Source organism: Vreelandella venusta, from assembly GCF_015689495.1.
Classification (GTDB): Bacteria; Pseudomonadota; Gammaproteobacteria; order Pseudomonadales; family Halomonadaceae; genus Vreelandella; species Vreelandella venusta.
This window is the reverse complement of sequence record NZ_CP065135.1, coordinates 1,813,335-1,832,786: the sequence shown is the minus strand read 5'-3', so window position 1 is coordinate 1,832,786 and position 19,452 is coordinate 1,813,335. Positions and strand designations below refer to the sequence as shown.

17 protein-coding genes are annotated in these 19,452 nt (G+C 51.3%); 6 read left to right on the top strand and 11 right to left on the bottom strand.

Translation table 11 applies throughout. The annotated features are described in order from the left end of the window. Positions 1-30: 30 nt before the first annotated feature. Positions 31-687 (bottom strand): MiaE family protein, encoded by a 657-nt coding sequence (locus IR195_RS08670; protein WP_206049378.1) that lies wholly within the window; start codon positions 685-687, stop codon positions 31-33. Positions 688-1,208: 521 nt separating this feature from the next. Here IR195_RS08670 and acnB point away from each other — a divergent pair. The 3 genes from acnB (at position 1,209) to IR195_RS08655 (ending at position 6,452) form a co-directional block, all read left to right on the top strand. Further along, positions 1,209-3,812, top strand: a complete 2,604-nt coding sequence (gene acnB, locus IR195_RS08665) for a bifunctional aconitate hydratase 2/2-methylisocitrate dehydratase (protein WP_206049376.1) — start codon at positions 1,209-1,211, stop codon at positions 3,810-3,812. A gap of 191 nt (positions 3,813-4,003) precedes the next feature. After that, positions 4,004-4,498, top strand: coding sequence for a ribonuclease E activity regulator RraA (gene rraA, locus IR195_RS08660; protein ID WP_125747512.1), 495 nt, complete (start codon positions 4,004-4,006; stop codon positions 4,496-4,498). Between the two features lie 67 nt (positions 4,499-4,565). Continuing rightward, complete coding sequence (locus IR195_RS08655; protein ID WP_206049369.1) at positions 4,566-6,452, top strand: glycerophosphodiester phosphodiesterase family protein; 1,887 nt, start codon at positions 4,566-4,568, stop codon at positions 6,450-6,452. A gap of 79 nt (positions 6,453-6,531) precedes the next feature. On the opposite strand, the gene ppsA is transcribed toward IR195_RS08655, so the two are convergent. Next, on the bottom strand, positions 6,532-8,916 hold the full coding sequence (ppsA, locus tag IR195_RS08650) for a phosphoenolpyruvate synthase (RefSeq protein ID WP_125747510.1): 2,385 nt from the start codon (positions 8,914-8,916) through the stop codon (positions 6,532-6,534). Between the two features lie 283 nt (positions 8,917-9,199). On the opposite strand from ppsA, the gene ppsR reads away from it, so the two are divergent. Then, positions 9,200-10,033 carry a posphoenolpyruvate synthetase regulatory kinase/phosphorylase PpsR gene (gene ppsR / locus IR195_RS08645; RefSeq protein ID WP_125747508.1) on the top strand — a complete coding sequence of 278 codons (834 nt, stop codon included), beginning with the start codon at positions 9,200-9,202 and terminating at the stop codon, positions 10,031-10,033. A 9-nt stretch (positions 10,034-10,042) separates the two neighbouring features. Here ppsR and IR195_RS08640 read toward each other — a convergent pair whose 3' ends face one another. The 4 genes from IR195_RS08640 to IR195_RS08625 form a co-directional block, all read right to left on the bottom strand. Beyond that, positions 10,043-10,621 (bottom strand): hypoxanthine-guanine phosphoribosyltransferase, encoded by a 579-nt coding sequence (locus tag IR195_RS08640; protein WP_125747506.1) that lies wholly within the window; start codon positions 10,619-10,621, stop codon positions 10,043-10,045. Positions 10,622-10,691: 70 nt separating this feature from the next. Further along, complete coding sequence (gene nagZ, locus IR195_RS08635) at positions 10,692-11,702, bottom strand: beta-N-acetylhexosaminidase (RefSeq protein ID WP_125747504.1); 1,011 nt, start codon at positions 11,700-11,702, stop codon at positions 10,692-10,694. A gap of 81 nt (positions 11,703-11,783) precedes the next feature. Further along, a complete protein-coding gene (locus tag IR195_RS08630; RefSeq protein WP_146945214.1) occupies positions 11,784-12,305 on the bottom strand; it encodes a L,D-transpeptidase in 522 nt (173 codons plus the stop codon). After that, positions 12,283-12,960 carry a TetR/AcrR family transcriptional regulator gene (locus IR195_RS08625; protein ID WP_206049367.1) on the bottom strand — a complete coding sequence of 226 codons (678 nt, stop codon included), beginning with the start codon at positions 12,958-12,960 and terminating at the stop codon, positions 12,283-12,285. Before IR195_RS08625 ends, IR195_RS08630 begins: the two co-directional genes overlap by 23 nt. Positions 12,961-13,292: 332 nt before the next feature. Between IR195_RS08625 and lexA the strand changes: the two genes are divergently transcribed. Beyond that, complete coding sequence (lexA, locus tag IR195_RS08620) at positions 13,293-13,970, top strand: transcriptional repressor LexA (RefSeq protein ID WP_206049365.1); 678 nt, start codon at positions 13,293-13,295, stop codon at positions 13,968-13,970. A gap of 58 nt (positions 13,971-14,028) precedes the next feature. Here the strand turns inward: lexA and IR195_RS08615 are convergent, their stop codons facing one another. Next, positions 14,029-14,700 (bottom strand): energy-coupling factor ABC transporter permease, encoded by a 672-nt coding sequence (locus tag IR195_RS08615; protein ID WP_206049358.1) that lies wholly within the window; start codon positions 14,698-14,700, stop codon positions 14,029-14,031. A gap of 84 nt (positions 14,701-14,784) precedes the next feature. Further along, positions 14,785-15,639 (bottom strand): formyltetrahydrofolate deformylase, encoded by an 855-nt coding sequence (purU, locus tag IR195_RS08610; protein WP_125747495.1) that lies wholly within the window; start codon positions 15,637-15,639, stop codon positions 14,785-14,787. Positions 15,640-15,916: 277 nt separating this feature from the next. On the opposite strand from purU, the gene IR195_RS08605 reads away from it, so the two are divergent. Next, positions 15,917-17,515 (top strand): ribonuclease J, encoded by a 1,599-nt coding sequence (locus tag IR195_RS08605; RefSeq protein ID WP_206049767.1) that lies wholly within the window; start codon positions 15,917-15,919, stop codon positions 17,513-17,515. 20 nt (positions 17,516-17,535) lie between these two features. Here IR195_RS08605 and moaE read toward each other — a convergent pair whose 3' ends face one another. The 3 genes from moaE to mobB form a co-directional block, all read right to left on the bottom strand. Then, complete coding sequence (gene moaE, locus IR195_RS08600; protein ID WP_125747493.1) at positions 17,536-18,012, bottom strand: molybdopterin synthase catalytic subunit MoaE; 477 nt, start codon at positions 18,010-18,012, stop codon at positions 17,536-17,538. 4 nt (positions 18,013-18,016) lie between these two features. Continuing rightward, positions 18,017-18,811, bottom strand: a complete 795-nt coding sequence (gene moaC / locus IR195_RS08595; protein ID WP_206049351.1) for a cyclic pyranopterin monophosphate synthase MoaC — start codon at positions 18,809-18,811, stop codon at positions 18,017-18,019. Between the two features lie 64 nt (positions 18,812-18,875). Further along, complete coding sequence (gene mobB / locus IR195_RS08590; protein WP_206049338.1) at positions 18,876-19,427, bottom strand: molybdopterin-guanine dinucleotide biosynthesis protein B; 552 nt, start codon at positions 19,425-19,427, stop codon at positions 18,876-18,878. Positions 19,428-19,452 lie beyond the last annotated feature (25 nt).

Below are 19,452 nucleotides of genomic sequence, written 5' to 3'. Positions count from 1 at the left end.
GATACATATCCTACCTAGACTAGCGGTGGCTTAAGCAGGCACACCGCTATGAAAACGAAAAGCCGTATCTGGCGAAGTAATCAACTCCGCTTCACGCGCCACAAAAAAGGCGATTCTGTCATCTATTGATGCCGATGTTTGCTGTCTTGCAAGCAGCAAATAGTCTTCAAAGTGACGGCCTTCTGACTTCACCAACGTGCGATAGAACTTGGCAAGCTCTTCATCTAAATAAGGAATTAAGCGCGCAAAGCGCTCGCAGCTACGTGCCTCAATGAACGCACCAATAATTAACACATCAATTAAACGCTCAGGATCATTGCTACGCACATGCTTGCGCAAGCCTTCGGCATAGCGTGACGCAGTAAGGTGACGATACGCCACGCCTCGCTTCTCCATTAAGCCAACCACCTGCTCGAAATGCAGCAGTTCTTCTCGAGCCAGTTGCGACATCTTGCTTAGTAGTAACGGCTGATCAACGTAACGATAGAGCAAGCTCATGGCCGTTGAAGCGGCTTTCTTCTCACACTGAGCATGGTCTATAAGCAGTATCTCTGGATTATCCAATGCCCATTGCAGCCATGCATCAGGCGTTGAGCAAGCAAGAAACTGATGGAGACATTCTGGCAGCAGATCATCCGCTTGCAGCGCATGACCTACAGGTTGCAATCTATTTAATTGTATCGACATAACACCATTACCAAGCGCTTATCTCACTATTGTACAACATATAAACGCCCTGAGCGTTTGTTCCCTGCCATTACGCTCGCCGTTGAGAGAGCCGTAACAGTACTTTTTATATAGCACATATCTAATATAAAATTACGCTTATATTGAAGCTCCACACCACAATACCCGCGATCTAACTGTCGTAGTGATAATAATACGACGAAATAATCAAACAGTATGGTAACGCGGCCTCACAATAATCACACGCGCCCTCACCCTCAATTACGCCTGTTCGGTAAAAAACTTCCATCCGCTGGATTAATTAAGAAAAAAACACGCTATTAAGAAACCCTACACCATCTCCTCAACATAAAGTACAAGGCACTCAGGAGCTTGCCGCCTTAACATTGTCGACAGTTTCCCGTAGAATCCACCTCATCCACCAGACGCTGTTTGTCAAGCGTATGTCACGTGTCCGGGCACATACTCAATACCGTGTGGGTATGCGCTCGTCACCATTAAGAAGATGAGAGGGCCCCAACGTGCTTGAAGCTTACCGCCAACATGTCGAGGAACGCGCTGCAGAGGGCGTACCGCCCAAGCCTCTGAACGCCGAACAAGTCGCTGCCTTAATTGAGCTACTTAAAAATCCGCCGGCCGGTGAAGAAGAGTTCATTCTTGACCTAATCACCAACCGAGTCCCCCCAGGCGTTGATGAAGCTGCTTATGTCAAAGCAGGTTTCTTAACCGCGATTGCTAAAGGTGAAGCCACCTCTCCGCTGATCGATAAGATCCATGCCGTCAAGCTTCTTGGCACCATGCAAGGCGGTTATAACATTGTCTCCATGGTTGAACTATTAGACAACGAAGAACTTGCTCGTGAGGCTGGCGAACAGCTCAAGCATACCCTTCTCATGTTTGATGCGTTCCATGATGTTGAAGAGCGCGCCAAAAAAGGCAACGCGGTTGCTAAAGACGTTATTCAGTCCTGGGCTGATGCAGAGTGGTTCCTCTCCAAGCCTGCACTGGAAGAGAAAATCACCTTAACCGTCTTTAAGGTGCCGGGTGAAACCAATACTGACGACCTCTCGCCTGCACCTGACGCATGGTCGCGCCCGGACATTCCGCTGCATGCCAATGCCATGCTCAAAAACGAGCGTGAAGGTATTGAACCCGAAGTGCAAGGCACAACTGGCCCGCTGAAGCAGATTGAAGAAGTCAAAGCGAAAGGTTTCCCCGTTGCCTATGTGGGCGACGTCGTTGGTACTGGCTCTTCACGTAAGTCCGCCACCAACTCAGTACTCTGGTTCTTCGGCGACGACATTCCTTACGTGCCCAACAAGCGCGCTGGCGGCTTCTGTTTTGGTGCCAAGATCGCACCGATCTTCTTCAATACAATGGAAGATTCTGGCGCACTGCCGGTTGAAATGGATGTTACCAAACTGGCCATGGGCGACATCATTGATGTCTATCCGTACGAAGGTAAAGTGTGTAAGCACGGTACCGACGAAGTACTGACAACTTTCGAACTCAAAACCCAGCTGATCCTTGACGAAGTGCGCGCAGGTGGACGCATTCCGCTGATTATCGGTCGTGGTTTAACAGGTAAAGCGCGTGAATCGCTAGGTCTTGAACCTTCTGATGTGTTCCGCCTGCCAGACCAGCCGGTTGATACTGGCAAGGGCTTCACCCTGGCTCAAAAAATGGTCGGTAAAGCGTGTGGCATGGACGGCGTACGCCCAGGTATGTACTGCGAACCCAAGATGACCACCGTTGGCTCTCAGGACACAACCGGCCCGATGACCCGTGACGAGCTGAAAGACCTCGCGTGTCTTGGCTTCCAAGCTGACTTGGTCATGCAGTCATTCTGTCACACTGCAGCCTATCCAAAGCCTGTCGATGTGGATACACACCACACACTGCCGGACTTCATCATGAACCGTGGCGGTGTTTCCCTTCGCCCCGGCGACGGTATCATCCATAGCTGGCTGAACCGCATGCTGCTGCCCGACACGGTGGGTACTGGCGGTGACTCCCATACCCGTTTCCCGCTGGGCATCTCATTCCCGGCAGGTTCTGGTCTGGTAGCATTTGCTGCTGCGACTGGTGTCATGCCGCTAGACATGCCGGAATCCGTGCTGGTGCGCTTTAAAGGTGAACGCCAACCAGGCGTGACACTGCGCGACCTGGTTCATGCTATTCCTCTCTACGCCATTAAGCAGGGCTTGCTGACCGTTGAGAAATCCGGTAAGAAAAACGCCTTCTCTGGTCGTGTCTTGGAAATTGAAGGTCTTGAAGACCTAACCGTCGAGCAAGCTTTCGAGCTTTCCGACGCTTCAGCAGAGCGTAGCGCAGCAGGCTGTACAATTACCCTGTCTGAAGAAAGCGTCACCGAGTACCTCAAATCCAACATCACACTGCTGAAGTGGATGATTGCGAATGGTTATGGTGATGAACGCACGATCAGTCGTCGTATCGAAGGCATGGAAGCATGGCTTGAAAACCCAAGCTTGATGCGTGCTGACAAAGATGCTGACTACGCCGAAATCATCGAAATTGATTTGAGCGAAATTAAAGAGCCCGTTCTTTGCGCGCCTAATGATCCTGATGATGCTCGCCTGCTGTCAGATGTTGCCGGCGAAAAGATTGATGAAGTATTTATCGGCTCATGCATGACCAACATTGGTCATTTCCGTGCAGCTGGTAAACTGCTTGAAAAACAGCCTGCGGGCAGCCTGAAAACACGCCTTTGGCTGGCACCGCCGACCAAAATGGATCAGCACCAGCTAACCGAAGAAGGCTATTACGGCATTTATGGCCGTGCTGGCGCCCGCATGGAAATGCCGGGATGTTCACTGTGTATGGGTAACCAGGCACGCGTTGCAGCGAAAAGCACCGTTGTGTCTACGTCTACACGTAACTTCCCGAACCGCTTAGGTGATGGTGCAAATGTATACCTCGCTTCAGCGGAACTCGCAGCCGTTGCTGCCGTGGAAGGTCGCCTTCCGACTGTAGAAGAGTACCAGCGCTACATGGGTGAATTTGACGCACTCGCTGGAGAAATATATCGTTACATGAACTTCCACGAAATCGAGGAGTATCAAAAAATCGCCTCGAACGTGATTCCGGTTGCTCAAGAAGCTTAACGCTCTTGCAGTACCGAGAACTTATCGCCGATGCTCGCAACATCGCAAGAAGGATGACAATGTCTCCTTCTTGAGCCGATGACCGAACGCCTCAGCCTGTTTGTCAGGTTGGGGCGTTTTTTTGCCGCCTGATGTTGATTAATTGGCTTCCTAGACTAACTTTCGAAACCGATGCTTCATAGGAGCGTGTAATGACAAATATGAGTCCTATTGTCACTCCAGATTTATGTGATGCGTACCCTGACGTGACCGTACTAGAACCGATGTTTGCTAATTATGGCGGCATCGATAGCTTTTACGGCCCTATTCGTACCGTTAAGTGTTTTGAAGACAACTCATTGGTTAAACAAGCCGTTGCCGAGCCAGGTGATGGTGCCGTACTGGTTGTGGATGCTGGCGGGTCATACCGCTGTGCCATGCTTGGCGATATGCTCGCCGAACAAGCGGCTAAAAATGGCTGGGCTGGCGTGGTGATGTATGGCTGCGTGCGAGACGTCGATATTCTCGCCACACTGCCTCTCGGCGTCCAAGCATTAGGTAGCCACCCGCGTAAAAGCGAAAAGCGCGGCGAAGGACTGCGTGATATTCCCATTACCTTTGCAGGCGCCACGCTACACACGGGACAATGGCTTTACGCAGATAACAACGGCATTATTATCGCCGAAAAACCGCTTGAGCTCTCCTAAGACAAGGGCTTGCCAGGTGTGGTACTTAGTGCCACCCTGGTAATTCAACTCTGACAAAATTGTGACCATGCAGCCGCTTAACCAACTGGGCTACACCCTACTCCACACTCTACGCGACCATCTTCGTCCTCTGATTGCCTATCACCTGCTCTTCACGCTGTTAGCTTCTGCTCTTATTGTGCCATTAATTGCGTGGATCTCTCGGGCCTTACTAGCGCAGCTCAACCGAACAGTAGTCACCAATGATGCGCTTATTACACTACTTTTTAGCCCACTAGGCTTAGTTGCGTTACTCGTGGGTCTTGGCTTTGCATTCTTACTGATTTATTGGCAACAAGCAGGCATGCTGCTAGTTGCCGTCAGACCGAAAGACAACCACTACCGACTCGCCTTTGAAGCACTCTGGTTAAGCACGCGCCGCTTGCCAGCACTCGCGGGCCTAGTCATTCTTCAGGTAGGATCCCACTTGCTCCTCCTAGCCCCTTTTATGATGGGCTTAACGTGGCTTTACGATGTATGGCTAAGCGGTATAGATCCCTACTATTTACAACAAACTCGCCCCGCCTCGCTGTGGTATTTTATCGCTTGCGCACTGCCGTTACTGTTTATCTGGCTTGGGCTAGCCGCACGGCTCTACCTACGCTGGTTACTAGCGCTACCGTTAGTAGCGCTGGACAACTGCTCCCCTTTCCAGGCACTGAAACGTAGCGTGCGCTTAACTCGTGGCTGGCATCGCTCGATTGGTGTGGCGGTTTTGACACTGCTGATCGTTATTATCAGTCTACCAGTTATCTCTACATGGCTATTTGATAGCGTCGTGACGCCTCTGTTATGGGGGCTACCCGAACATAATGCCGTGCTGATTCCAGCAATGTTGGCATATTTAACCAGCTACGTACTGGTTACATTAGCCATTACCTTTTTAGGTATTGCCACCAATGCCCTTTTGTCAGCGTGCTTATACTTGCAGCTGGCTTTTAAAGAGGCTCGCCCTGCTCCACGATCAGAAAATGCCCATCCTGGTCGCCTTGCGTGGGCGATTGAACTAAGCGTACTGCTACTAGCGGGGCTACAAGCATGGTGGATACTCAATAGCTTTGAAATACGCGACAACGTAGCGGTTATCGCCCACCGTGGAAGCTCGATGGTCGCACCGGAGAATACCCTATCTGCGATAAGACAAGCGCTTGAAGACGGTGCTGATGCCGTAGAGCTAGATGTTCGCCTTAGCGCTGACAACCAGGTGCTTCTTTATCATGACCGCAGCTTGGCTCGGCTAACAGGCGATCGGCGTGAGTTTGACTCACTCACTAGAGCAGAGCTGAGCAAAGTTGATGTCGGCAGTTGGTTTGGTGATGCCTTCCAAAACGAGCGAATTGCCGGCTTGGACGATGCCATGGCGCTAGTCCGAGGGCGCGCCAGCCTAATGATTGACATGAAACCTTCACCTGGCGATGAAGAGAGGCTTGCTCGCGCCGTTTTAGCAACCCTTGAAGCAGAAAGCGACATTCGTTATCGCTGCTGGGCAACTCAGCATAACGCGCTCAATGCGAACGCGAACTGCGGCTTTCCAAATGTATTCTTGGAAATGCGCATGGCGACCATGGCGCCCAGCATGGTTACTTTTTTAAAACAGCAAGCCCCCGAATTGCGCATTACCTTACTCGCCCAACTGATCTTGGCTGGCACACTGGATCGGCGCCAATTTGATGCTTTAGGCCTGCGCCATAACCGCATCACGCCACAAGAGATTCGATTAGCGACGCTTTATAACTATGAAATACATGCCTGGACAGTCAATGACCAAACACGTATGTCGACACTGATTGACCTGGGGGTTGACGCGATCATCACTGACTATCCAGACCGCTTGAGCGAATTAATAGAAAACCGCCGTGCGCTGAGCGACGGCGGTCTAATGCTTGTAAAGCTGCGCAACTGGCTACGCCAATAGCTAAGGCCTCTTTATAAGCCTCAATCGCCCGGCGCAATGGCCGGGCGAAGTTGCAAATCAGTGCTGCGCGCTGACGGTATTATTCGATGGTTTCACCCGCCAGCATAAACCAAGTTTCAAGCACCGCATCTGGGTTTAATGAGACAGAGTCTATTCCCTGCTCCATCAGCCACTTAGCCAAATCTGGATGGTCAGAAGGGCCTTGGCCACAAATGCCGACATACTTACCTTGCGCTTTGCAGGCTTTGATGGCCATTGCTAGTAGCTTTTTCACTGCAGGATTTCGTTCGTCAAACAGGTGTGCAACGATGCCTGAGTCACGATCCAGGCCCAGCGTCAGCTGAGTCAAATCGTTAGAACCAATCGAGAAACCATCAAAGTACTCGAGGAATTCATCAGCCAGCAGTGCGTTAGCAGGCAACTCACACATCATGATAACTTTTAAGCCATCAGGATTAGACTCGCCGCCCCGTGGCAAGCCATTAGCCGCTAGCAATTCTACGACCTCACGCGCCTCATCGGTTGTACGAACAAAGGGCACCATGATTTCAACGTTATCAAAGCCCATTTCGTCACGAACCCGCTTCAGCGCTCGGCACTCAAGCTCGAAACAGGGTCTAAAGGCATCCGAGATATAGCGCGAGGCCCCTCTGAAGCCAAGCATTGGATTCTCTTCACCAGGCTCATAAAGCTTGCCACCAATCAGGTTTTCGTACTCATTGGATTTAAAATCAGAGAGCCTTACGATCACTCGCTGAGGATGGAAAGCAGCGGCCAGAGTCGAGATGCCTTCGACCAGCTTATCAACATAGAAACTAACAGGGTCATCGTAACCGGCAGTACGCAAATCGATGACCTGCTGAAGATCAGCAGGCAGCGTGTCGTAATCCAACAGCGCTTTAGGGTGAACACCGATCATACGGTTAATGATGAACTCCAGCCTAGCAAGACCAACCCCTGCGTGGGGTAAGCCAGCAAAGCCAAATGCACGGTCCGGGTTACCCACATTCATCATGATCTTGAAGGGGATCGCAGGCATCGCGTCGACACTTGAAACCTTACAGTCAAATGCCAGCAACCCTTCATATACGTGGCCAGTGTCACCCTCGGCACAGGACACCGTGACATCAATGCCTTCTTTAAGCTGAGTGGTTGCATCCCCGCAACCAACCACTGCCGGTATACCCAGCTCCCGGGCAATAATAGCCGCGTGACAGGTACGTCCACCACGATTAGTCACAATCGCTGATGCACGCTTCATGATCGGCTCCCAGTCCGGGTCGGTCATGTCGGTGACCAGGATGTCACCCTCTTGTACTTTGTCCATTTCTTCTGGGCTAAGCACTGTTTTTACCGTGCCACGCCCGATCCGCTGACCAATTGCTCGCCCGGTAATCAGCGTGCGTCCCTTTTCACGCAGATGGAAGCGTTCTAACTTACCTCCTTCCTGCTGTGAAACAACGGTTTCGGGACGTGCTTGAACGATGTAGAGCTGACCATCATCACCATCCAGTGCCCACTCAATATCCATCGGGCGCTGGTAATGGTTTTCAATGGTCATGGCTTGCCGCGCAAGATCCATGATCTGTTCATCGTTAATACAGAAGCGACCACGATCTTTGAGAGGCACATCAACCGTTTCAACTGATTTACCCGCGCTGGCATCTTGCCCATAAATCATTTTGATCAGTTTAGAGCCTAGTGTCCGGCGTAGCACCGCGGGACGGCCAGCTTCAAGCGTGGGCTTGTGGACATAAAACTCATCGGGATTGACTGCTCCCTGGACGACAGTTTCGCCAAGCCCCCAAGAAGCAGTGACGAACACAGCGTCGCGGTAACCAGACTCAGTATCCAGCGTAAACATAACTCCGGAAGCGCCGGTCTCAGAACGAACCATTTTCTGCACACCGGCAGACAGCGCCACATTTTCATGGGCGTAGCCACGGTGTACGCGGTAAGAGATCGCCCGATCATTAAACAGCGATGCAAACACTTCGTGTACCGCCTGCTTAATATTGTCAAAGCCTTCAATATTAAGGAACGTTTCCTGCTGGCCGGCAAAAGACGCATCAGGCAGGTCCTCTGCCGTTGCCGAGCTACGTACGGCAACTTTCAAGCTGGGATGCTTAGCCTGAAGCTGCTCATAGGCAGCGCGTAAAGCATGCTCAAATGCGGGGGGAAGCGGCGTATCAATAATCCACTGGCGGATAGCCTTGCCTGCCTCTGCCAGCGCCTTCACGTCATCGACATCAAGGCGAGAAAGAGTGGCGTTGATGCGATCGTTCAAGCCTTCGTGAGAGAGAAACTCACGATAGGCATGAGCCGTCGTGGCAAATCCACCGGGCACTGTCACACCGACACCTGACAAATTCGAGATCATTTCGCCAAGCGAAGCGTTTTTACCACCCACGCGTTCGACGTCTGCCATACCCAGCTGATCGAACCATAGAATGTACTCTTCCACGCAACCCCCTCGCTTTTAGACTGCTTTGCGACCTGAAAGGCCGACTCTAATTGACCATGTCACACTAGCATCGCCCCGTCGCATTCGCCATTGGTCTAATAGCGAACGGAGTGGAGGATTTTTACAACAAAGCTCAATAAAGGGCTTTTTCTGTAGTCTTAACGAGATAGTTTTAATTAAATTAAGCTTTAAAACGAACTGCAAAAGTGAATGGCTTGGCGACGATTGTGCTAACCCACACCTCGCCCCACAATAGCAACTTTATTTATTGATGGATTTAGCGATGAAGCGAACAGCCTTTTTTATTTCTGATGGTACCGGCATTACAGCAGAAAGCCTTGGGCGCAGCCTGTTAGCTCAATTTAGTGATGTGGAAATTGATATGCTGACAAAGCCCTATATTGATACTCTGGACAAGGCTCAAGCTTTAGCGGAAATAATCGACTCTACCGCAGTACGAGACGGCCATAGACCGATTATCATTGATACCATTGTCGACCAGGATATCCGTAACGTCATTCGACAGGCTTCAGGCTTCAAGGTGGATATCTTCTCCACCTTTTTAGAACCCTTGGAGCAAGAGTTAGAAACTCACTCCTCTTACAGCGTCGGCAGAACACACTCGATTGGTAGCGATGATGTTTACATGGATCGCATCCACTCCGTTCATTTTGCGCTAGACAATGATGATGGCGCACGAACGCATCAATACGATAAAGCCGACATTATTCTAGTTGGCGTTTCACGCTGCGGAAAAACACCCACCTCGCTTTATCTAGCGCTGCAATTTGGTATTCGAGCAGCTAACTACCCATTGACTGAAGATGATTTGGATGAAGATGGCAGTTTAAAACTGCCCAAGGCACTAGCTCCTCACAGACACAAGCTATTTGGCCTAACAATTGATGCCCGCCGATTAGCAGCAATACGCAACGAGCGCCGCCCAAACAGCCGCTACAGTTCAATGGATCAGTGCTTGCAAGAAGTTGGACAGGCTGAGTCGCTATATCGCTCGATGCACATCCCGTTTATCGATACGACACGCTTTTCAGTTGAAGAGATTTCAACCCGCATGATTGCGGAGACAGGCCTAGCTAGGCGCTTTTCGCCCCGCTAGGCCAGAACATCACATGCCCTTGGGAGCAAATATTCCAGGGGCATTACGCCAGTAGCCTTTGTAATCCATACCAAAGCCGAACACGTAGCGATCTGCAACCTCTAGGCTACAGTAATCGGCTTTTAGGCCAGGAACAGCTTTGCGGTCATGCTGTTTATCCACTAGCACTGCCGTTGTAACGCTCGCCGCCTGGGCTTCCTCGCAGTAGGCAAGGATAGCGGCTAGCGTAGAGCCCTCATCAAGAATGTCATCGACGATGACGACGTGGCGACCTGCCATGGGAATTTCTGGAGAAACACGCCAAAAAAGCTCGCCACCACGCAGCTCATTGCGATAGCGGGTAGCGTGCAAATAATCAACTTCAAGAGGGAAACCTAATCGAGTTAGCAGGTGCCCTGTAGTAATCAAGCCGCCATTCATAACACAGTAAAAAACCGGTAACTTATCCCCTAGATCTTTACTAATCGCCTCGGCCATTCGGTCCAGTGCACGCTCAACTTGTTGTTGAGAAATTAAGCAGTCAGCGTTATCCATCAGCTCACGCATTGAGTCGAGCGACTCAAGCGCTTCTTTATCCAGTTTGGACATCGGGTTACTCCAGGAAAGGGGTTAACTGGTCAGTGATTTAAAATTGAAAATAACTTAAGAAAAGAGGGGGTTAATTCGCCAACGCTTCTAATTTGGCATGGGTACGACGCCAGCGGCCAAGCGCCGTTAGCGCATCCACATCGGGACGGGCTCGCCCATAGCGTAGCTTGATTGGTCGTTTACTGTGTAATCCCTGGCATGCTTCAACAACATCTAACGCTGCAGAGCGGTCATTACAGACCAATAGCATGTCGCAACCTGCGGCAAGGGCAGCGCTGGCGCGCGCCTTCGGATCACCCGCCTCGTGAGCGCCCGCCATGCTTAAATCATCTGAAAAGATACAACCTTTAAACCCCAATGACTCTCTTAACATCCCCAACCAACTTGGCGAGAAGCCAGCAGGACGTGAGTCAAACGCACTATAAATAACATGGGCAGGCATAACACCATCAAGCTGAGTAGCAAGTTGGCTAAACGGAACAAGATCGCGCTGTTTAATAAGCGCCAGCGGACGGTCATCCACAGGTAACGCCACATGGGAGTCAGCGGCAACGCCACCATGGCCAGGAAAATGCTTACCTACCGCCGCCATACCCGCTTCATGCAAACCGTTGATAAAACACTGACCCAGCGCAGCGACGTGTGCAGGGTCGGTGCTGAAGCTACGATCACCGATCACGCTAGAGATACCACTTTCGACATCTAAAACAGGCGCAAAGCTGATATCCAGACCGCAAGCAGCCATTTCCATCCCCAGCAACCAACCCGCATCTTTTGCTAATGCAAGACCGGATGCCGAATCCTTAGCAAATTGATCACCAATGCGTGCCATGGCTGGCATGCGAGTAACGCCTTCTTTAATGCGCTGAACGCGACCGCCTTCTTGATCAATACCGAGTAACAGCTCGCCGCGAACACGGCGAATATCACTGCAAAGCTTTCTAACCTGGTAAGCATTCTCGACATTTCTAGCGAATAAAATGACACCGCCCACAGCAGGGTCCATCAAAAGATGTTTTTCAGCTTTGGTTAATCGCGGCCCTTCTAGGTCAAGCATGACCGGGCCTAAAGATTGAGTCATTGTGATGGATCCAACAAAAGGGCCGTCAATTTTAGTTGATCAATCTCTCGTGTCAAAAAATCAATAATAAGTTGATTCAGCTTAGCCATTATGAAGCCAAACGGGTGTGCCCGGCGGCGCATGCTCAAAAAGATACATCAGATCATCATTGCGCAACCGAATACACCCATGTGAAGCAGCTACGCCCATCGGTTGATCAGGAGGAGTACCATGAAGATAGATAAAGCGGCGCTGAGTGTCGACATCCCCGCCTCGATTCAGCCCTCTCTCTAAACCACAGAGCCACAGAATGCGCGTTAATATCCAATCACGCCCCGGGAATTCAGCCGCCAGCGCCGATGTAAACACCTCTCCAGTCCACCGCCGCCCCCGAAAAACAGCGTTCTCAGCTAAACCACCTCCTATCGATGCACGGATATAATGCCATCCAAGGGGGGTTTGACCGCTGCCTTCCTGTTGCCCTACGCCCTTCTCACCGGTGGACACGGCACATTGGTACTCCAGTGTGCGCCCCTGCCACCAGCATAGCTGCTGCCGCTGGATATTGATCTCTATCCAACCGCCATTCTGCGGGGGTAGTTCAACTAACGTGGGCGTTCGCATAAGGTCCTTCATCAGCAGCAGGCGGTAGCGGAGCATTCATAGCGGCAACCACCACGGGGCGTAAACGTCTTACCAAATCCCTGACGGTGACTTGCTCATTATAGTCTTTCGCGGCAATGTCTCGCAGCGCATCTAAACCCGACAGCGTAAAAATCACGGTGCCCAGCATGAAATGCAGTCGCCAAAAACGCTCAGCATCAGGTAAATCGGGTGTGGCTTGACGCACCAACTCAGTAAAGCGGGTAAACACATCGCCGTACTGCTGTTGGATATAACGGCGCAAATGCCCTTGCGCCTGACTATACGCCAAGCCTAGCAGACGCATAAACACCTTCAAACTATTGCGCTCAGCAGGCACTGCCAGCACTGTGCTTGCCATTGTTTCCAACAGCACTTCAAGCGGGATCACATCACCGTTGTACTGCGCTTCCAGCTCATCAAGCGCCGTGTGAAAGCGTTGCGAGAAGGGATCTAAATAGCGTGCAAACACAGCCTGGATAAGCGCCTTTTTAGAGCCAAAGTGGTAATTGACAGCAGCCAAATTAACCCGCGCTTTACTGGTGATATTGCGTAGCGATGTTTCGGCAAAACCACGCTCGGCAAACAGCACCTCAGCGGTATCGAGGATACGTGTTACCGTATCAGATTGCGCCATAGCGCCCTCCAGAAAACGAGTGTTTAAAACATCGTTAAATACTATGCCATAACGCTATTTGGCTCAATCACTTATCTTTAGCTTTTTCCGCGATGCTAAAACGCAGCCTAGGCAGCCATTCAAACACCAGCTATCAGACGCTATCGGGGTTGCCACTGTCATAGCCTCTCAGACTTGCCGCTCCTATCCTTATTCTAGGCACCAATTGCATAACGGACGTCATTGTAAAACGCTCTAACATGTACTGGACAGAGCAACATACTGTATACTTAACCACATACTGTTTAAGCCGACATGTTGCCACTGTCTTGTTCATTTTTTTGGAGTTTGTTATGTCGCGTCCACTTACTGCCCGTCAACAGCATGTTTTTGATTTTATAGTTAAAACGATGGCTGAATTTGGCTATCCACCGACCCGCGCAGAAATTGCCAAAGCGCTAGGTTTTCGCTCCCCGAACGCTGCCGAGGAGCATTTACGAGCACTTGAGCGCAAAGGTGCTATTCGCATTATTCGTAACACCTCACGGGGAATTCGGCTGCCGAATCAGGAACCGCTGGATGTCAGTGATGTCTCGACAACCGCATCTGCCGCCAATGTAGAACCACTACCCAATGGCCTACCAGTCATTGGAGAAGTGGCTGCAGGAAGCCCGATTCTTGCAGCGGAACACATTGATCGTTATTGCCCTCTCCCCGCTGAATACTTTACCCCCAAAGCAGATTACCTACTTCGGGTGCGAGGCTTGTCAATGAAGGATGTAGGCATATTGGAAGGTGACCTTCTTGCCGTACATCGCACCGACCGGGTTCGTGATGGGCAAATTGTAGTAGCAAGGTTAGAAGACGAAGTAACCGTAAAGCGCTTCAAACGGCAGGGCCATACGGTGACACTGATTGCCGAAAACAACGACTTTGCGCCCATAGAAATTGACCTACGCACTCAGCAGCTTGATATCGAAGGGGTAGGAGTTGGCGTTATACGTGGCGGGAACGGCCAAGCACTGGGATAAGCGAGCCAGTGCAAATGCCGGTGAGGCAATCGTTAGATGCCTTACCGGCCTTACACACTTACTGAGAATCTATATAGCGACGATCATTAAACGTAGCTACCCAGCTCGGGTGATACACCAGCAAAATGCTGAGCAACATCCCGGTGATAAAAGCCTCGGAGGGCATTAACAGGGGTAAGAAGCGCGCATACTCTTGGGCTAAGTACACAGCTTCAGAGTCGGTACCCGCCACTATGATTAGCAAGACCGCTGACAACCCTCCGGCCAGCGTTGCCAGCGCCGCGCCAAAAAAGCCGCATACGAATAAGAAGATCATCAAGTTATCCGGCAGGCGCCGGTCTACCCATCGCCATACCAGACCGGTAATGACCGCAGGTACAATGCCGGTTACCAATACATTGGCGCCGAGTAATACCCATTCGTTGCGGCCACTGGCCGACATTGCAACATTAATCAGCACATTGCTGATTAATGCGAGAGGCATTTTGAATACCAGCGTCATTAAGACGGTGAAGACTAAGTGCAAGGTTAACCAATCGACTGCCTGGGCACGCAGTTGCCACATCAACACCACAGCGAGCGTCGCTGCTAACCACCGATGCTGAAGGGACACATCGCCTATCAGTACTCGCCAAGGGCGCAGCCATATCATCCACGCAAGCATACTCAACGATACCAACCACGTCAGCAACAATGCCCAGGGAGCTAAAACACTTTGCGCGAAAGACATGGATGCCCCTATCTACCTGTCAGCTAGCGAGAGGCCAGCTATAAGCTTGAATTGACGAAAACTCTACTTATCTAAACAACACGTTTAGCTGAACACCACGGTCTTATTGCCATGGATCAGTACGCGGTCTTCTAGATGCCAACGTAATCCACGCGCCAAGACTGCTTTTTCGACATCACGCCCAAAACGCACCAGATCCGTTGGCGTGTGACAATGACTTACCCGATGAATATCTTGTTCAATAATCGGCCCTGCATCGAGTTCTTCGGTGACATAGTGACAGGTAGCACCGATTAGCTTAACGCCACGCTGGTAAGCCTGATGATAAGGCTTTGCTCCGGCAAAAGAGGGTAAAAAACTATGGTGGATATTAATGACTCGTCCCGCATACCGCGAGCAGAGCGACGGTGGCAAAATCTGCATGTAACGTGCTAGCACAACGCAGTCAGCTCGCGCGCTATCAATCTGAGCCTGCACCTGCTCGAAAGCAACCTGCTTGTTATCAGGATCTACGGGCACATGATGGTAAGGAATGCCATACCACTCAGTGAGTGATCGCATATCCTGATGGTTTGAAATAACTCCGACAATATCGCAATCAAGCTCCCCAGCCTGCCAACGATAGAGTAGATCAACCAAACAGTGAGACTCTCGTGACACCATCAACACCACGCGCCTACGCTTTTGAGTATCAACCAGCGACCACTGCATATTGAAGGCTTGAGCCACCGGTTCAAACGCACTACGTAACGCTTCGGCAGACATACCCAACGAATCTGCCAAAATTTCGTAACGCATGAAAAATCGACCAGTCTCAAGATCAGAATGCTGACTTGCTTCGGTGATAGAACCACCTTGTTGAGCAATAAAGCTTGAGACACGCGCCACAATGCCCACTTGATCAGGGCAAGACACCACCAAACGGTAATAATGAGACATAAAAAAACACTCTTGACATATTTTAATGGCACGTTCGACAAGCACCTACCAGCGGTAGGGAAGCGGTATAATAGGCGCAACAGTGTACCTTATGCTTATCAAGGAAGCACCGCAGCCAAATGCCACGATGATTGTTACCCGCCCCCGCCTTCCCGTATAGTTAAGGTCTTACTTTTTAGGCTTTTCATTACTGATGCACCCACCACGCGTTCAACTTCGCCCCCGCCGTCGCCCTCCCCTGCGCCTACTGCCGCTAGGTGGGTGTGGTGAAATTGGCATGAACCTTACGCTGTATGGATACGATGATGAGTGGATCGCCGTCGACTGCGGCATGATGATTCGCCAAGATCTACCTAATTCCCCACTGCAAGTGCCTAATACGGACACCTTAGCAGCACTCAATATTACTCCAAAGGCACTCTACATTACCCATGGCCATGAAGATCATATTGGTGCCGTGGCGTGGCTCTGGCCCAGGTGGAATTGCCCTATTTTTGCAACGCCGTTAGCGGCGGGGTTGCTGCGCCATAAGTTTGCTGAACATCAACTGAGTAGTGCCGCTATACATGTCGTAGAGCCAGGTGATGCAATGGAGCTCGGCCCCTTCACGTTGCGCTACCTTCAAGTTACCCATTCAATTCCTGAAAGTTGCTCAATCCTAATGCAGGCTGGCGACTATCGCGTGCTGCACACCGGAGACTGGAAACTAGACCCCAACCCGTTAATTGGTTCGCCCATTAACGCTGCTCAATTTCGTGCGCTCGCGCCTATCGATCTCGTCGTAGGCGACTCCACTAACGCCCCGATGCCTGGTCATTCGGGCAGTGAAGGAGATGTTGCTAAAGCACTCGCTCACACCTTAAAACAGTGCACAGGACGCGTGGTGGTCTCTTGCTTTGCCAGTAATCTTGCCCGCGTATTAGCGATTGGGGTTGCTGCCCAACAGTGTGGCCGGCGCGTCAGCCTGATGGGCCGCTCAATGGAGCGCATGGTGAGTGTCGCCAAGGGACTAGGGTATCTAGACGACTTTCCGCCGCTAGTACCGCCCCATGATTTAGGCTACCTGCCACCAGAAGAGGTGGTGATTATTGCGACGGGCAGCCAAGGTGAACCACGTGCAGCACTGCAACGCTTAGCACAGCGGAGGCACCCGTTTGTGGATCTTGAACCAGGCGATAGCATCATTTTTTCTGCTAAAGCCATACCAGGCAACGAGCGCCCGATTGAACAACTGAAAAAACGCCTAGCGCAGCTTGGGGTGTCAATTTTCGATGAAATGAACCACCCAGAATTACACGCTACCGGGCATCCTGCCGAAGATGAGCTGCGCAAGCTGTATCAATGGGTGCGACCGAAAACACTGCTGCCGGTGCATGGAGAAGCGCGCCATCAGGCAGCCCATCAGGAAATCGCCACCAGCCTAGGCATTCTCGCCCCGCTCGCACCGGTAAATGGCGACATGTTGATGTTCGACAATCTAGGGTTGCGCTGTGAAGCACGCTATCCCCAACCGCCCTGCATCGTTAATCAGAATAGCGTCGTTCCCCACCCAGGGCTTGATACCGGCACCCACTCATCGCGACGCGGCAGTCTGTTCTTAGCGCTGCCAGTGACAGCTACTGACACTGGCTGGTGCCGTATTGGTCGTTTGATGCTGGATGCCAGCGCTACTAGCCCTCTCGATGAGGATAGTTTCAGCGAATGGCTAGATGATCAGTTGCAAGAAATAGCAGCGGAGACATTGGCCGATTTGCGCCAAGCACTGCAACCGAGGCTAATTCATTGGCTCGCCAATCACCTTCAGCATATGCCAGATGTACATTTGCAAATAATGGCAACCGAAATGCCCTATTCAGAAACCATGAACAGCGATTGATAAGCGATTGGCAATAGCGTCTACCAGCGCTCTGCAGCTTGCTGATCAGTAGACCGCTCTTTCACCCAGTAAGCCCCCTGACGGGAGTGCTCTTTTTTCCAAAATGGCGCCTGAGTTTTTAAAAAATCCATAATAAAATCACAGGCCTGGAAAGCATCACGACGATGAGCACTGGCCACCAGCACGCGCACGATAGGGTCTCCCGGCGTCAAATCACCAATGCGGTGAATAATCCGTACGGCCTGCAACGCCCAGCGTTGATATGCCTGCTCGCCAATCTGCGTTAGTGTGCGCTCGGTCATCCCTGGGTAGTGCTCAAGAGTCAGCCCAATAACATCAGGGGATTCATTAAAGTCACGCACAAATCCCGTGAAGGTAACAATGGCGCCGATATCGGTACGCCCGCGCAGCGCGCTTTCATAGCCATCATCCATTTTAAACGCTGCTTCTTGAACCCTGACGACAATATCTAACTCAGTCTCTGTAATATCCGTCATCTGATTACCCACCCGTCACTGGAGGAAAGAAGGCTACTTCATCCTCATCGGTAAGGCGCGCACTGTCGTTGGCCATCACTTGATTGATAGCACACAGCGTGCGCTGCTCTGACAACACATTAAAGCGTGCATCCATCTCGCTTAACGCCGCTTTCAACCCCGCGACATCTCGGCTAGGCAGTTGATCAAGCCCAATGGCGAGATCACTCTCTTCCACCCGCTCACGCAGCTCAGCAAGAAACTTAACCCGCACGCAAGGGGATGCACATCGCTCGCCTAAGCGAACTTCGCCCGCAACGCCACCGCCAGTCACAATCGGTTCTGGCACACCCCGTTGATAATCACCACGCACACCACCCCGCTTACTTTCCAATTGAATGGCGTCAATGCGCATCTCTTTATCCACCGCTTTACACATATCGTAAAGCGTCAGACAAGCTACTGACACGGCTGTCAAAGCTTCCATTTCCACCCCGGTCTGCCCATTCAAGCGACAAAGCGCGGAGACATGAACACAACCATTAGCGTGATCAACATCGAAATCTACAGCGACTTTTGAAAGCGCTAATGAATGGCACAACGGGATCAGCTCATGGGTGCGCTTTGCTGCCTGAATACCCGCAATGCGCGCGGTCGCCAGCACATCGCCTTTGGGCAATTCGCCATCGCTCAACAGTTGCAACGTTTTAGGCTGCATAACGATACGCCCAGACGCTACCGCCTCGCGGCGGGTCTCTCGCTTATCTCCGACATCGACCATATTGGCTTCGCCGTGTGTATTGAGGTGAGTTAGCTGCATATCGTTACCTTTTTAATCAAGCCACGGTGTTATAAAAATACTGCTCTGGAAGCTACTAATTTATTTAGTTAGCCACAGCATTGGGCTGAGCATGCATCCACTCAACCACCCACTCAGTGATCGCTTCAATATTATTAAGGTCCAGCCGCTCAGCTGTTGGGCGAATTGACGGGGGTAGCGGGTCAAGTGACGCGACCGCCTGCACCCAGTCACCACTGACAATGGAAGCATCGCCAATTCCTGCACGGTACAGCACTAGCTTAGGAATTGGCCACGCCTTGAAGCCTTCCACGATAACTAAATCTGGCGCTTGGGTAGCCATCATTGACAAGAGGCAGCTAAGATCCGGCTCTGCTTGGCCAGGTGTCTCTTGCATCATGGCAAAACGCTCTCGGGATGCAATCAACATAGGCGCTGCGCCAGCCTGACGCAGTTTGTAGCTATCTTTTCCTGGCTGATCGACATCAAAGCTGTGGTGAGCATGCTTTATCACCCCCACCCTAAGCCCCTTTTCACGCAGGCGAGGCAAAAGTTGCGCTAACAACGTCGTCTTACCAGTACCACTCCAAGCGGCAATGCCTAGCACAGGAAATGGACTATCAATTGCCTCTACCATTAACAACTCCCAATAACCAACCGGT